Consider the following 13,031-nt stretch of genomic DNA (forward strand, 5'->3'; position numbering starts at 1 on the left):
TCAGAGCGACTCGGGCGGCGCCGGTGGGTGATTGAGCGGACCATGTCCTGGCTGACCGGCTACCGCAGACTCAACCACCGCTACGAGCGCCATCCCGCAACTACCTGGCCTTTCTCGGCCTCGCCGCCGCCCTGTGCTGCTACAAACGCCTCGTCCGCCTCACCACATAGGACACGGTCTTAGTCGTCTCCCACCCCGCGCCGGGATCCTCGGCACCGATGTCGGCGGCCGTCCGGTCCCGGGCGACCTCCACCCCCGCGCACCACCAGCTGGCCGAGGAGGACGGCTCACCAGGGCGCAGATCCCGGCCCGTCAGAAACCGGGCCAGCACACCGCCTCCGGACGCACCCGCCACCGGGGCCCCGCCGGCCTTCTTCTGGTCGGCCTGGCGCTGCTGCGCCAACGCCCCCACAGCCGGCAGTCCCACCAGCGCGACGGCCACCGCCGCCCGCGCCGGCTGCTCCACCGTCCACGCCCACAGCTCCCCGTACATAAGCTGCTGCCCCTTCTCCCCAGAGGACAGAACCGTCCTCATGCAGAGCAACGAGGTCAGAAGACAGCAGAAACCCCCGAAGAGACGCCCGGGGCCATCGGTCAGGCGGCTCGCACCGCCGACCATCACGATGGTTCACCCTTGAGCCCTCGAGCCATCGAGCCATCGAGCCATCGATGGACATGGTGTACACAATGCGACCGTGGATGGCATCCTGGGCCTTAGTGGCTACCCACTAAAGGCGAGCGGCCGAAGTGCGGCCGAAGCGCACGATACAAACTCCTCCCGGCCCAGTGGCGTTAGGGAGGAACACGGAAGCCCCCGCCACTCCGGTCTGGGACGTAGCGAGGGCCACCGTGGGAGCAGGATCGCTCTAGACGCTCCCTGGGTTCGTGGCCCAGGGGGCGTCGCGCGTTTTACAGAAGGCCGCCGACATAGTCGAAGACCTGCTGGCCAGCCCAGATGAGCCAGTCAGCCACGTCGTCCGCGAAGCCGCTCAGAACGAGCTGAATCCCCCCGGCCGCGACGTTCTTCCAACGCTGCGAGTGGTCCGCCCCGAAACCCTCCTCCGGCTGCTCCCCTTCAGGCCCTTGCGGGTCCTCCGGATCGGCAGGTACGGAATCGTTGGTGTCTCGGGACATGTGATCCCCTATCCGGACCGCTTGCGACTGGGCTGGCCTGGTCGAGGCCAACGGTCCACAGACCCCGGCCGACCCAGCGCGCTCACCGTGCCGAACGGGTCGAATCTTACGCAGCGCCGGGGTCTGAACAGCCAGGAACGAACGTCCGATGGTTCGTCAAACCCCAGGTGGGATGCGGTATTTCGCAGGACGCAAGTCTGCGGTACCGGGACGACTTGACAGCGCGCCACGTTCTCGCGCGATGCCCCACCAGCCTGTTTTCCGTCGCCCCAGAGCGCTCATCTCACCGCGAAGATGAACTAGCTTCACCCGAATGGCCCACACCGGGAGTGACGCACATCACACGTGATCCGCGAGGGACAAAGAGGGGCGATTGGGAGTACGACTCAGTTCGATGGGTCACCGAGGCGCAGGTCCCGGCCCGCCAGGAAGCGCAGCAGTAGCGCGTCCCCGGGCCGGCTCGGCGTGGTCGCGGCGGCCCGGACGCCGGCCTGCGCCCGGTCCTTCTGCCGCTGTTGGGCCAGCGCACCGGCCGCCGACAGGCCGACCATCAGCGCGGCAAGCGCGGCTTCCCCCGGCTCCGCCGCCGGCCACGCCCACACGTCCCCGTACACCCGCCACCCTCCGTCCAATGGACAGAACCGCCCTCATGCAGAGCAACGAGGGCAGACCGCAGCAGAAACCCCCCGAATGCGAGGCATCCAGGGGGGGCTGACGGCAAACGGAATTCACACAGCGCGGCGGCCGAACACCTGGCCGACGAGGAGGCCGAAGCCCATCCTCGGTGCAAGAAGGAGCAGCTGCCTCGCAAACATGGCCGCCTCCTCGGGGGCCATAACGCTCATCTCTGCCAGCCATTCCTGGCGGTAGCGGCCGCGCTGGCTAAGGGTTGTCCCATAAATGATCTCTGAGCCGGCCCGTACGTGACCGCGTGATGTGGCGGCATGCTCGCTCATCCGGCGCGGGCGAGGTTGTGCAGACGGGCGATGCCCAGCATGGCGTGGTGAACACCGTCGCCTTTCAGGCGGCAGTCGCGCAGGATCTTCCAGCCCTTCATTCGGGCGAAGACGTGTTCGACTCGGGCGCGGACCTGGCGGTGGGAGGTGTTGTGTTCCTCCTTCCAAGCCACGAGTTCGGCCTGCCCTTTCTTGCGGCGGTGTGGGATGACCAGGCCGGTGCCTCGGTAGCCACCGTCCGCGATTACCGTCGTCCGGCCGACGGCTGCTTTGGCGCCAGACAGCTCCCACGCCTTGCAGTCGTTGCGGTTGCCCGGAACTGGCCGGCCGACGGCGACGACGAGGCAGGTGTCAGCGTCGATGACGACTTGGTGGTTGGTGGAGTACCGGTAATTCTTCGACCGCTCGGCGACGGCATGGTCGCGGGTGGGGACCAGGGTGCCGTCCACGATCAGCACGGTGTCCCTGCGGAACCGCTTACGGCGCTGGTGTGCGAGAGCAGGCGCGAGGTGGTCGATGATGCGGCCGGCCGCTGATTTTGAGATACCGAACAGGGGGCCGAGCTGCCGCAGCGTCAGGTTGGTGCGCCAGTACGCAGTGACCAGCAGGACCCGATCCTCGAACGACAGGCTCCACGGTCGCCCTCTGCGGACCGTGTCCGCACCTTCACGCCGCAGTGCGGTCAGTAGTTTGCCGAAGCAGCGCGGACTCAGCCCAGTGAACGGGGCTATCCAAGACGGCTCTGACGCCGTGATCACACCAGCCACGCCAAGATCGTCTCCTGTGGCGGAGCAGCTCTGACGACGTCCCGCGGAATCCGATGGCGCGACGCAGCTTCGCCGTCAAGAATCGGTGGATGCATGAAATAGAGCTGTCCGACGGGGTCATCACTCTGTCGCCGTTGCGCCTGGTCGATGTGGAGACACATCTCACGGGGGAGGATGAGCTTCTGGTTCGCTGGCTCAACGGTGGTCCCGGCACGCGTGAGGGCGTGGAAGCGTACTTCCGGCACTGTCGGGAACAGTGGGACACGGCCGGGCCGCTCCGCGCTTTTGGAATCCGGGTAGGCGCCGACAAGGTGCTCGCGGGGACGATCGACTTGCGGTTCGCAGGGGAGGGCTTGGCTCCGGGCCAGGTGAATGTCGCCTACGGCCTCTATCCGTCATGGAGGGGGCGTGGACTGGCTACCCGGGCGGTCCTCCTGGCGTCCCAGTACGCAACCAGTGAGGGTGGGGAGGAGGCGGTGATCCAGGTGGAGCCGGAGAATCCCGCATCCGCCGCAGTCGCGCGGCGGGCAGGATTCACCCCCGGCAACCAGTCGCACAGCAAGGACGGCACACGGTTCCAGTGGTACATCCGGGCCTGCGCGTCACTCTCCAGTGATCATGGGAACCTGTGAAATCCGGCCAGTGTCGCTCTTCCTACCCCCAGCTGCTCAGGGTTTCGAGACGGGCGTCGGAGGCCGCTCGCCTTGGCGGCTCCTAACGGAGGGGTCCCACCAATTTGGTTGGACTCACGGGGATGCGAGGCTCGCGCGTGCTGCGGCCATGAAGGCGCTCTTGTGTTCCTCGAGGTGCTCGTTGACCTCGACGTCGCTGATCTCTCGCCACACCGCCTGGTTGAGTGCCCGACCGTATGTGTGCGCAGGGGCGTGCAGGTCCGCGTCGCTGAGCAGCACGAGGTGCCGTTCAGCGATCCAAAGTCTGGTCATGACACCCGAAGCGGTACTGTTCCAGTCTTCGTCATCGCCCCAAGCCTCGGGACGGCTGTAGGCCGCCCGTTCGGCATCCTGGGCGCAGGCGATAAAGTCCTTGATCGCCTGCATCTGCTCTGCCCGGCGCGCCTCGCTGGTGGCCGCTGCCTGGCGCCGTTCCTCCATCCGCTCGGCGGAGCGCTGAGTGGCGCGCTGGGAAAGCGCCGTCAGACCGCCGCCGAGGGCCACGCCTGCGAGTGAAAAGATCGGTGCCCACACTTCCATCGCCACGCGGCGCCCCCTACGACAAGTCCTTGTGCATCAACGTGCACATAGTCTCGTACCGGAGCAGTGAGCCGTCCGGCGCCTGGACGTCCCAGGCGTCAGGTCGGCGACCGTGGGCCAGGTAGCCCAGTCGCTCGTACAGGGCCCTGGCCCGTGGATTGCTCTCCTCCACCGCGAGCTCGGCCCTGTGCAGGCCGCGTGACCTGATGCGATCCTCCGCGGCCCGGATGAGCATGGTGCCCAGACCACACGACTGCAGGGCCGGGAGTACCGCGAGCTGCCAGAGTGTGCCTACGCTGGCCGTGACCTGGTAGTCGATGCCTCCGATCGCCACCGGAACATCGGCCGGGGTGCACAGCGCCAGATAGTCCACATCCCCCGCTGCCGCACGCACCACCTCCCGTTCCACCTGCATCAGATGGGCGGTCGAGCCGGACCACGCACAGGCCGGCAGATCAGTGGGCGTCAGGTCACGGACGAGGACTGGCACGACAACCTCGGCCACCCCGGTACGAGGAAGACTCATGCGCCTATCCGATCACCCCAAGGAGCCTACAGACCAGAGAATTTCGCGTGCAGGCCGCTGCCACGTGGTCAAATCCGCGGCCGCCGCAACGTCTCACAGCCCTCGTCCATGTGGGGGATCAGGGCGAGCAACGCTGAGGCCAGTCCAAGCAGGGGGTGGCCGTTTTCATGAAGCGCCATCAGTGACGACCAACAGTTACGGGACAGCCCTTAGACACCCTGACCGGAGACCAAGCGACGCCTTTGCTGACAGCCGCAGCCCGAGGTCTGCGCACCCCGTACGCGGCCTGGGTCCTCGCCGACGCCCTCGACGTCGTGTGCACCCAGCCAGAGCTGACCTCCCGGCTGGGCAACCGAACCGTCAAAGACCTGGCAGCACTGGCAGAGGACGCCCTGGCCGGAGATGCCGACAGCGCCCTCGCCCAGCCGGCCATCGCCGGACTTCTCCGACTCGCCGCCGCAGGGCACCACCCCCCACACCGCCTTCTCGCCCTCCTAGCGGACATCACTGGCACCGAACCCGTCGACGCCCTGGAACGCTTGCCGATTCTCATCGGCACCACCCACGCCCACTTCCCAACAACAGACACCCTCCTCGACGTCCTCAGCACCTTGGAGAGGCAGACGAACCTCACCCCCCAGGCTCGCGCTGACGCCACCTTCGAGCTGGCCCTGGCAGACCTTCGCGCAGCCCTGGACGCCCCCGAGCGCGCCGCCGCGCATGAGCTGCTGCGCGTGGCTCTCATGCGATTCACCGGCCTGCAGCGCGAACACGAAGCGCGCCTCGACGCCGCCGCCTACGCTGCGGCACTCCAGGCCGTCCTCGCTTTTGCCACCCTCGAAGACAACCCCTCCACCAAGGCCGTACAAGACGAGATCGAGGACGCAGCACAGCGACTGGACGCCGCCACAGCGAACCTCGCAGCCTGGACCAGCGGCATGCACCAGCTCGACTGGCTCACCGCCCGAGGCCAGACACAAGCTGCCTGGTCCCACCTCGTGACCACCCTACGCACGGCCCAAGCCCACCTTGACCTCCCCAGCTGGTACACCCCCGCGAGCGCGCTCACTGACCTCCTGCAGGTGTACCAGGCAAGCCGCAGCATCCGCGCTTCGCAGCCCTCCGGCCTCACCAGCGTGATCAGCCCCACCATCGAGGCATCTTTTGCCAAGCAGGAGGGACTGCTCCAACACCTGGAACAAGCCCTCGCCCAAGATCCCCAGTTCACAGCCCACCCCGATGCCGAGGCCCTGCACACGGCCGTGCGTACCCGCCGTATGCAGGACAACCGCAAACAGCCCCCGGAGGGGATGCCGGGAAAACAACTACAGGGCCGCCCCGCACTCGCCGCCCTGTTCCACGCTGACACCGCTGGTCTCCGCGATGACATCGACCCCCATCTCCTCGACCAGCTCGAAGACCGTCTGCAGTACGTTGCCAAGGGCTACACCCCGACGGGCAATACTCGCTTTGACGAACACCTGGAATCCCTGCTTGACGTCCTCGCGACCAGCCCCGCGTGGAGGCCCACCGACAGCCACTACGCCACCGACCTGCTGCAGCACTTCCTGCGATTCCTCTACGACCGCTTCGACGCCCAGGCCAATCTCTACGGAGACCGCACCGCGTACCTCGGCCCGCCCATCAAGGACAAGAACGGCAAGGTAACCCCCTGGGCGGAAAAGCATCTGCAGGACGACTTCCACCAGCACCTGACAGGCATCTGCACCCCAGGGACCGTCCAGCGTGAAATGTGGGACGTCGCAGGAGGGCGCGCCGACGTCATCTACACCCCAGCACCAGGAAGCCGCCTGGTGACAGAAGTGAAATGGCGGGACAAGACCTGGACACGGCCGAGGATCGAACAGGACTACCTCGCACAGGCCGCGGTGTATACCGCCACCGGACCACCCTTCAGCTTCCTGCTCGTCGGCGACGCCACTGGCAACCCCGGCGGTCACCCCAGCATCGAGGACAACCTCTGGGTGGTCTCCCACGCCCGAACCACCACCGAAATTCCTCGTTTGGTTGTCACCGGGGTCCTCCCAACTGCACGCCCCACCCCTTCCGCGACGCGCACCCCCCGGGCCGCCCAAACACCCTCGCCGTGAGTCTCAAGGACTGCGGAGGCCGCGGGTGTGCCGCTGCGTTGTGCCGGCCCCTCGTAACCATGCGGCGACGGTCGACCATCCTTCGCCTGCCTACCTCGGCTTCAGGGCCAAGACCCTGGCGGTCAGACACGTTGAAGAAGGTAGGGAAAGCGCCCGCGACATCGCCCTCCTAGACGTCATCCGCCCCTGGGTCGACTGGCGGGCGGTGCGCGAGACCCGCCCCGGCCGCCGCTCCCCGCTCGCCTGCCTCACCCCGGTCACCCCGGACACGGACCGCGTGCTGCTCGCGGAGGTGGCCCGGATGGCCAAGGTGGGGCGGGCGGCGGTGGTCAACTGGCGCCGCCGCCACCCCGACTTCCCCACCCCGACCGCCGGGACGGAGACGCACCCCGAGTTCGACCGGGCCGACGTCGTCGCGTGGCTGCTCGCCCACGACAAGATCACCCTTCCCGCCGGGGCGGGGCAGGCTTCGCTGCTGGTGCGCGGCGACATGGGCGCCACGGGCCGGTTCCGGCTGGATGCCCCGTGGCTGGGCCTCGCCGACACCATCGAGGGCACCGACCAGCTGTCGGGCTGGGTCGCCGACGACACCGACGCCGACGCCCTGGCCGCCCTGGCCGCGGGCCCGGTCGGAGCCACGCTGACCCGGCTCACCGCACCCGGCGCGGGCCCCCTCGCGGTCCTCGGCGACGTCCGGATGACCGACCGGTTCCGCTCCGGGTCCGGGGCCTTGCGCATCACGCTGGAATGGCCGGCCCACCTGCGCGGCACCACCTCGCCGATCGGCACTGGTGGTGTGGTCCGCCACGGCGTCCCGCAGACGAGGACCGGCGAGGACTGCGTGCGCGCGGCATGGCTGCGGGGGCCTGGACCCGGTGCTGTGGTGCGACGAGCACGGTGGCGAGGCGCCCCCGGTGCTGGAGTGGCACGCGGGCGGCGGCCTGCGCTGAGGGCAGCTCGCGCGCGGCAGGGCGGCAAGCGCGTAGGGGCTCGTCGGCTGCGGGTGGTCCCGGCGCACCCTCGGATGCGCCGGGCGCCGGTCAGGCCCGGATTTCACCGTCCGGGGTGCTGGCCGCGCGCTGGTACCAGGCTTCTGCCTCGGTCTCGCGGCCAGTGTCCCGCAGCAGCACTGCGAGGTTGTTCATGGCGTTGGTGTGTCCGGTGTTGGCGGCGCGCTGGAACCAGGGTTCCGCCTCGGTCTCGCGGCCAGTGTTCTGCAGCAGGAGTGCGAGGTTGTTCATGGCTTCGGTGTGTCCGGCGTCGGCGGCGCGCCGGTACCAGGGTTCCGCCTCGGTCTCGCGGCCAGTGTTTACCAGCAGCAGTGCGAGGTTGTACATGGCGTCGGTGTTTCCGGCGTCGACGGCGCGCTGGTACCAGGGTTGCGCCTCGGTCTCGCGGCCAGTGTTTGCCAGCAGCACCCCGAGGTTGTTCATGGCGTTGGTGTGTCCGGCGTCGGCGGCGCGCCGGTACCAGGGTTCCGCCTCCGTCTCGCGGCCAGTGTTTACCAGCAGCACCCCGAGGTTGTTCATGGCTTCGGTGTTTTCGGCGTTGGCGGCGCGCTGGTACCAGGGTTGCGCCTCGGTCTCGCGGCCAGTGTTATGCAGCAGCAGTGCGAGGTTGTTCATGGCGTTGGTGTGTCCGGCGTTGGCGGCGCGCTGGAACCAGGGTTGCGCCTCGGTCTCGCGGCCAGTGTTATGCAGCAGCGCTCCGAGGTCGTTCATGGCGTTGGTGTGTCCGGCGTTGGCGGCGCGTTCGTACCAGGGTTCCGCCTCGGTCTCGCGGCCAGTGTTCTGCAGCAGGAGTGCGAGGTTGTTCATGGCTTCGGTGTGTCCGGCGTCGGCGGCGCGTTCGTACCAGGGTTCCGCCTCGGTCTCGCGGCCAGTGCTCTCCAGCAGGAGTGCGAGGTTGTTCATGGCGTCGGTGTTTCCGGCGTCGGCGGCGCGCTGGTACCAGGATTCCGCTTCGTCGATACGGTCGGCGTCTTCGAGCAGGAACGCGAGGCTGTACATGGCGTCAAAGTCTCCGGCTTCGGCGTCCCGTTGGAGGTGCTGCTCGTCGGTTTCCGACGCCTCGGCTGCCGGGCCGGGGGTGGGCCCAGGTGCGAGATGGGCGGAGCGCAGGCGTGCGGCCACGTCTTTGGCGGTGGGGGGACGGCCGGCAGGGTCTTTGGCAAGGAGGGAGGTGATGAGGTTGTCGATGCCGGGCGCGATGGCGGGCTGGTGGGTGCTGGGCGGTTCGGGAGCGGTAGACAGGTGCATGGCGATGACGGCGTACGCGGAGTCCGCGGTGAACGGGGGGCGCCCGGTGAGGAGCTCGTAGAGGCTGACGCCCAGGGCGTACAGGTCGGACGAGTGCGTCGGTGTCTGGCCTCTGAGCTGCTCGGGAGCCATGTAGAGAGGGCTGCCGAGCAGCGCTCCGGCCGTGGTCAGGCCGATCGTGCCGTCCTGGATCTGGACGATTCCGAAGTCGCAGATCTTGATGGTGCCGTCGTCGAGCAGCATGAGGTTGGCCGGCTTGATGTCGCGGTGCACGATGTTCCGCGCGTGGGCGGCGGCCAGCCCGTCGCACACCTGGGCGCCGTACTCCAGCACCTGCTCCGGGGGAAGCCCGCCGGGGTGGTCCTCGTGCAGGACCGTCGCGAGATCACGCCCTTCCAGGAACTCCAGGACGAGGAACGGGGAGACTTCCACCTGCCCATCGGCGCTCATCTCCTGGTGCTCGCCCAGGTCGTGGACGACGGCGATGTTGCGGTGGTTCAGCCGGGCGGCCGCCTCGCCTTCACGGCGGAAGCGTGCCAGGACCTGGGCGGCGAGCCGGTCGTCACGCAGATGTGAGGCGAGCACCATCTTGATCGCGACGGTGCGGCGCAGCCTCAGATCGGTCGCCGCCCACACCTCGCCCATACCGCCGTGCCCCAACCGGCTGTCGAGCCGGTAGCGGCCCGCCAACTCCATCCCCCTGTACATGCAGGTCACCGTATGCGACCCGCCCGCGATGGGACAATTCACCAGCAGCCTGTGATGTGGAGCGGAACCAGTTGCTTGGACATCGCGGCCGGGTGCGGCGGCACCGACGTGGAGTTCACCCCAGCCCCGTAGCCGGACGGGGGTCTGCCATGGGCGCGGACGGCAGACCCCAGGGCGTAAGGGCGACGCTGTCCCAGTTCGCCTGGTGCCCCGAGCACGGTGTCGCGGCCGGCCCGCTGCTGGAGTGGCACGCGGGCGGAGGCCTGCGCTGCGCGCAGCTCACGCGCGGCAGGGCGGGGAGCGCGTAGGGGCTCGTCGGCTGGGCGCGGCCCCGGGCGCACCCTCGGGTGTGCCTGGGGCCGGTGGTCAGGCCCGGATCTCGTTGATGGGATCAGGGACGTTCAGGTGGCGCCCCGGGTGGGGCAGGCCCATACCTCGGTATCGAGGCGGTGTGCTCCGTGGTGGCCGGTGAGGGTGCCGCGGGGGACTGCCCCGTCGTCAAGGGGGCGGTTGCAGATGACGCAGGCCCGGCCCGCTTGCTGGTCCCATGTCAGCCCCTTCACGGAGGGGAGCGGGGCGCGGGCGCACGAGGTCGCGGTCACGGCCGCGGCCGGGGGTGGCCGTCTCCGGGCTCGGGGGCGGTGACGGCTTCGGGCAAGGGTGGCCACCAGGGGAGCAGACCGCGCTGCTCGCGGCAGGGGGCGCACGCGTAGAGGAGGACGGGCGGTCCGCCGCTGCGTCCGGCGAAGCGGATGGGCAGGGCGGTACTGGAGGATCCGATGTGCCAGTGACACCAGGACACGGGGCTGGTCATGATCCACACGATGTCCGCGAAGAGGACCGGGCCTCGACACACCGACACCGCACCACCCTGCTAGACCGGCTTCAACACACCAATCCAACAGGGAAGGTGGAGTACAGGGGGATCGTGGTCACCCCGCCGTGGTGCTTGTAGTCGATGTCCACGGAGCCGATCGGGGCCAGCCACCCGAGCCGCACCACCTGGTCGAAGTCGCTACGGCGCACGCCCAGGCGCACCGCGGCCTGGTCCGGGCCGAGGGGCACGTGCCTGTCGAGGAGGGCGGGCAGGTCCCGGCGGCGGCAGAGCGCGGCCACCTGCTCCGGATGGACGACGGGGAACTGGGGCTCCCCGCCGAGGTAGACCAGGAGGCCCGCCTTGACGAGGTGGCCGACAGCCGAGGCGGTCACCCGCGGCCGGAGGATCGGGAGCGGCACCCCCAGGGCCTCCGTCAGCCGGTCCGCCGCCACCCCGGCCTCGATCCCCCGCAGCGCAGCGCGGACCGCTTCCGGGTCGGCGGCCTCCACCACCGCACGCGACCAACGGCCCAGCCCGACGTCCGCGGCCGGGACCAGACCCGAACCCGTCGCCCACCGCCACGCCGCAACCGGCACCCGCAGCCGGCCCGCCGCCTGCCCCTCGTCGAACACCTCACGCACCGAACGCACCATGAACCCCACTCCAATCCGCACACGACCGACCCGACCACCGAGCCAGGCCCGAAACATGCCGAAAGATCCAGTTTGCTGTCAATAGTCCTGATTTCAGAGCAAGTTGGAGGCGCACCGCACAAACCGCCTACGCGTACGCGAGGGCGAAAATCACCCCTGCGGGGGAGGCGAACCGGCCCCGGACAGACGGGAGCGGGGGCCGCCACGGCGGCCCCCGCTCCTCCCTCTGATGGCCTACAGGTAGTCGGCCGGCTCCGCGCCGCAGGTACCGGCGTGCGGGCCGCACAGGGGGGGGTTTCCGTCAGTTCGAGCCGCACCACGCGCCCGTCGGGCAGCGGCAGGGCGACCACGGAGCCGGGCGGCTCGGAGCTGGGGAACGGCGTCTCGTACCCGTCCACGGCGACGGGGGTGTACCAAACGATCTTGTTCATGATCTGGTCCTTCCGAGGTCGGAACCACGGTGGCTCGTCCTCACCCCTTCGCCGCTCTCGCCGCCGGAAGGACAGCACCGCTCCGGAAAGTCGCCGGAATCCCGTGGCCGACGGGGGACGTTCGGGCGCCCACCCGGCCGCGCGGCGGGCCGGCCCCGAACCGCGACATCACGAAGGGCCGCCACCTCGACGCCGAGGTGGCGGCCCTGGGCGGCGGGCAAGGCCTACGGGGCGGGGGTGACTTCCACGTCGGTACCGCCGCAGCCGGCCGCGATGTCGAACAGCCGGTCCCGCTCGGCCTCGTCGACCGCGAGGCCCCAGCGGAGCTTGGTCGCGGTCCACTCGGCGCCGTACCGGCACAGCGCATCCGGCGCCGGCGGCAGCCACTCCGCCGGATCCTGATCCACCTTCGACCGGTTCGACCGGGCCGTCACCGCCACCAGGGAAGCCGGCTGACCCTGGTCGTTCGCGTACGCCTCGCGCCTTTGTGCGGTCCACGAACTTGCGCCAGCTGGCGGGGAGCGTCATTCGAAACGCGCGGTATTGAGGGCGGCTGGGGCCTGCTGAATGCCGGCCGTGCAGGGTCCGAGGCAAGCGCGGGGCCGCAGCGCCGCAACATCTGGAGCTACGCGCGCCCTTGCGGGCAAGTCCCGCGCCTACAGGACCGACACCCATAAAGTGCATAGCCTGCGCATATGGGTGCAATATGCGTAGTTCCTCGGCCTGTACCGGTGCGGACGTCGTCGGCCTGTAGTGGATTGATCTCCGTGTAGCGGCGGGAGCGGCCGGGTTTGTGTTGCGCCCGCCCCTGGTCCGGTGCGCGGGGCATGCCTGGTGTCGGGGCTTGGAGATGGGACCCGGTTCGGCGTCGGATCCGGCGCGGCGGGCTACTCGATTGCGGGTGATGGTTGTGGCGGTCGGGCCGGAGAACGCGCTGGACCATGTCGTGGTGCTGATGTTCGAGAACCGGTCGTTCGACAACCTGCTGGGCCGGTTGTACGAGCCGGGTGAGGTGGCCTCGTTCGAGGGGGTGCTGGGCAAGGAGCTGTCGAACCCGATCCCGGAGTGGGCCGAGGACGGCGCTGAGCGCGGCAGCGTGCCGTACGGCGTCGCCACGTCGATGAACACTCCGAGCCTGGATCCGGGCGAGGAGTACCCCCACATCAACACCCAGCTGTTCAACGTCCTCGGCCGGCCCGGTGCCAAGGGGTTCAGCGCGCCCTACAACGCGCCCGCGCCGGGGGCGGTGCCGACCATTGGCTTCGTAGGTGAGAACGGAGAGCGATTGTTGATGGTGGCCAGCACCGCTTCGTGATCGAGCCGTCCAGGAATGTTGATGAGAACTGGCAGCACCTGGGAGGCAGTCCCGGGTGTTTCCCTGTTCTCGCTGCGGTGTGGCGGTCCTCGGCGGCGTGAAGCAGGACGGCCAGTTGTGCGCAGTAGCCGCACGCTCGTTCGG

The 13,031-nt window shown here is 69.1% G+C and carries 12 protein-coding genes and 2 pseudogenes; 4 read left to right on the forward strand and 10 right to left on the reverse strand.

What is annotated here, in order from left to right; all coding sequences use genetic code 11:
- Positions 1 to 170: pseudogene (locus ACFWUZ_RS34160) on the forward strand (transposase); the annotation flags it as partial.
- On the opposite strand, the gene ACFWUZ_RS34165 reads toward ACFWUZ_RS34160, so the two are convergent.
- The 4 genes from ACFWUZ_RS34165 to ACFWUZ_RS34180 form a co-directional block, all read right to left on the reverse strand.
- The gene (locus ACFWUZ_RS34165) at positions 140 to 493 is read right to left on the reverse strand and encodes a hypothetical protein (protein ID WP_384381681.1); all 354 of its coding nucleotides are present in this window, start codon (positions 491 to 493) and stop codon (positions 140 to 142) included. The pseudogene ACFWUZ_RS34160 and the gene ACFWUZ_RS34165 sit on opposite strands and share 31 nt — an antisense overlap.
- 416 nt (positions 494 to 909) lie before the next feature.
- The gene (locus ACFWUZ_RS34170; RefSeq protein ID WP_384381683.1) at positions 910 to 1,134 is read right to left on the reverse strand and encodes a hypothetical protein; all 225 of its coding nucleotides are present in this window, start codon (positions 1,132 to 1,134) and stop codon (positions 910 to 912) included.
- A 386-nt stretch (positions 1,135 to 1,520) separates the two neighbouring features.
- Complete coding sequence (locus ACFWUZ_RS34175; RefSeq protein ID WP_384381685.1) at positions 1,521 to 1,748, reverse strand: hypothetical protein; 228 nt, start codon at positions 1,746 to 1,748, stop codon at positions 1,521 to 1,523.
- A 338-nt stretch (positions 1,749 to 2,086) separates the two neighbouring features.
- A complete protein-coding gene (locus ACFWUZ_RS34180; RefSeq protein ID WP_384381687.1) occupies positions 2,087 to 2,857 on the reverse strand; it encodes a transposase in 771 nt (256 codons plus the stop codon).
- Between the two features lie 89 nt (positions 2,858 to 2,946).
- Between ACFWUZ_RS34180 and ACFWUZ_RS34185 the strand changes: the two genes are divergently transcribed.
- Positions 2,947 to 3,489: a GNAT family N-acetyltransferase gene (locus ACFWUZ_RS34185; RefSeq protein ID WP_384381689.1), complete on the forward strand. Its 543-nt coding sequence runs from the start codon at positions 2,947 to 2,949 to the stop codon at positions 3,487 to 3,489.
- A 114-nt stretch (positions 3,490 to 3,603) separates the two neighbouring features.
- On the opposite strand, the gene ACFWUZ_RS34190 is transcribed toward ACFWUZ_RS34185, so the two are convergent.
- Both ACFWUZ_RS34190 and ACFWUZ_RS34195 read right to left on the reverse strand, forming a co-directional pair.
- On the reverse strand, positions 3,604 to 4,074 hold the full coding sequence (locus ACFWUZ_RS34190) for a hypothetical protein (RefSeq protein ID WP_384381691.1): 471 nt from the start codon (positions 4,072 to 4,074) through the stop codon (positions 3,604 to 3,606).
- Positions 4,075 to 4,084: 10 nt separating this feature from the next.
- Positions 4,085 to 4,594 carry a GNAT family N-acetyltransferase gene (locus tag ACFWUZ_RS34195; RefSeq protein WP_384381693.1) on the reverse strand — a complete coding sequence of 170 codons (510 nt, stop codon included), beginning with the start codon at positions 4,592 to 4,594 and terminating at the stop codon, positions 4,085 to 4,087.
- A gap of 242 nt (positions 4,595 to 4,836) precedes the next feature.
- Between ACFWUZ_RS34195 and ACFWUZ_RS34200 the strand changes: the two genes are divergently transcribed.
- Positions 4,837 to 6,705, forward strand: a complete 1,869-nt coding sequence (locus tag ACFWUZ_RS34200; protein WP_384381695.1) for a hypothetical protein — start codon at positions 4,837 to 4,839, stop codon at positions 6,703 to 6,705.
- 1,040 nt (positions 6,706 to 7,745) lie between these two features.
- On the opposite strand, the gene ACFWUZ_RS34205 is transcribed toward ACFWUZ_RS34200, so the two are convergent.
- From ACFWUZ_RS34205 to ACFWUZ_RS34220, 4 genes and pseudogenes are all read right to left on the reverse strand, one after another.
- The gene (locus ACFWUZ_RS34205) at positions 7,746 to 9,671 is read right to left on the reverse strand and encodes a serine/threonine-protein kinase (protein WP_384381697.1); all 1,926 of its coding nucleotides are present in this window, start codon (positions 9,669 to 9,671) and stop codon (positions 7,746 to 7,748) included.
- A gap of 598 nt (positions 9,672 to 10,269) precedes the next feature.
- Entirely contained in the window at positions 10,270 to 10,485 is a 216-nt protein-coding gene (locus tag ACFWUZ_RS34210; RefSeq protein ID WP_384381699.1) for a hypothetical protein, read from the reverse strand.
- 71 nt (positions 10,486 to 10,556) lie between these two features.
- Positions 10,557 to 11,141 carry a hypothetical protein gene (locus ACFWUZ_RS34215; protein WP_384381701.1) on the reverse strand — a complete coding sequence of 195 codons (585 nt, stop codon included), beginning with the start codon at positions 11,139 to 11,141 and terminating at the stop codon, positions 10,557 to 10,559.
- A 655-nt stretch (positions 11,142 to 11,796) separates the two neighbouring features.
- Positions 11,797 to 12,084, reverse strand: a pseudogene (locus ACFWUZ_RS34220) (HNH endonuclease); the annotation flags it as partial.
- A 332-nt stretch (positions 12,085 to 12,416) separates the two neighbouring features.
- Between ACFWUZ_RS34220 and ACFWUZ_RS34225 the strand changes: the two are divergent.
- Positions 12,417 to 12,887 carry a hypothetical protein gene (locus ACFWUZ_RS34225; RefSeq protein WP_384381703.1) on the forward strand — a complete coding sequence of 157 codons (471 nt, stop codon included), beginning with the start codon at positions 12,417 to 12,419 and terminating at the stop codon, positions 12,885 to 12,887.
- The last annotated feature ends 144 nt before the right edge of the window (positions 12,888 to 13,031 follow it).

The sequence above is a fragment of the Streptomyces sp. NPDC058646 genome, assembly GCF_042716875.1.
Classification (GTDB): Bacteria; Actinomycetota; Actinomycetes; order Streptomycetales; family Streptomycetaceae; genus Streptomyces.

Bases quoted from the DNA above. Each gene is read 5' to 3' on its own strand.
- ACFWUZ_RS34165 (WP_384381681.1), bottom strand. From the start codon at position 493: ATGTACGGGGAGCTGTGGGCGTGGACGGTGGAGCAGCCGGCGCGGGCG.
- ACFWUZ_RS34170 (WP_384381683.1), bottom strand. From the start codon at position 1,134: ATGTCCCGAGACACCAACGATTCCGTACCTGCCGATCCGGAGGACCCG.
- ACFWUZ_RS34185 (WP_384381689.1), top strand. From the start codon at position 2,947: ATGCATGAAATAGAGCTGTCCGACGGGGTCATCACTCTGTCGCCGTTG.
- ACFWUZ_RS34195 (WP_384381693.1), bottom strand. From the start codon at position 4,594: ATGAGTCTTCCTCGTACCGGGGTGGCCGAGGTTGTCGTGCCAGTCCTC.
- ACFWUZ_RS34205 (WP_384381697.1), bottom strand. From the start codon at position 9,671: ATGTACAGGGGGATGGAGTTGGCGGGCCGCTACCGGCTCGACAGCCGG.
- ACFWUZ_RS34210 (WP_384381699.1), bottom strand. From the start codon at position 10,485: ATGACCAGCCCCGTGTCCTGGTGTCACTGGCACATCGGATCCTCCAGT.
- ACFWUZ_RS34215 (WP_384381701.1), bottom strand. From the start codon at position 11,141: ATGGTGCGTTCGGTGCGTGAGGTGTTCGACGAGGGGCAGGCGGCGGGC.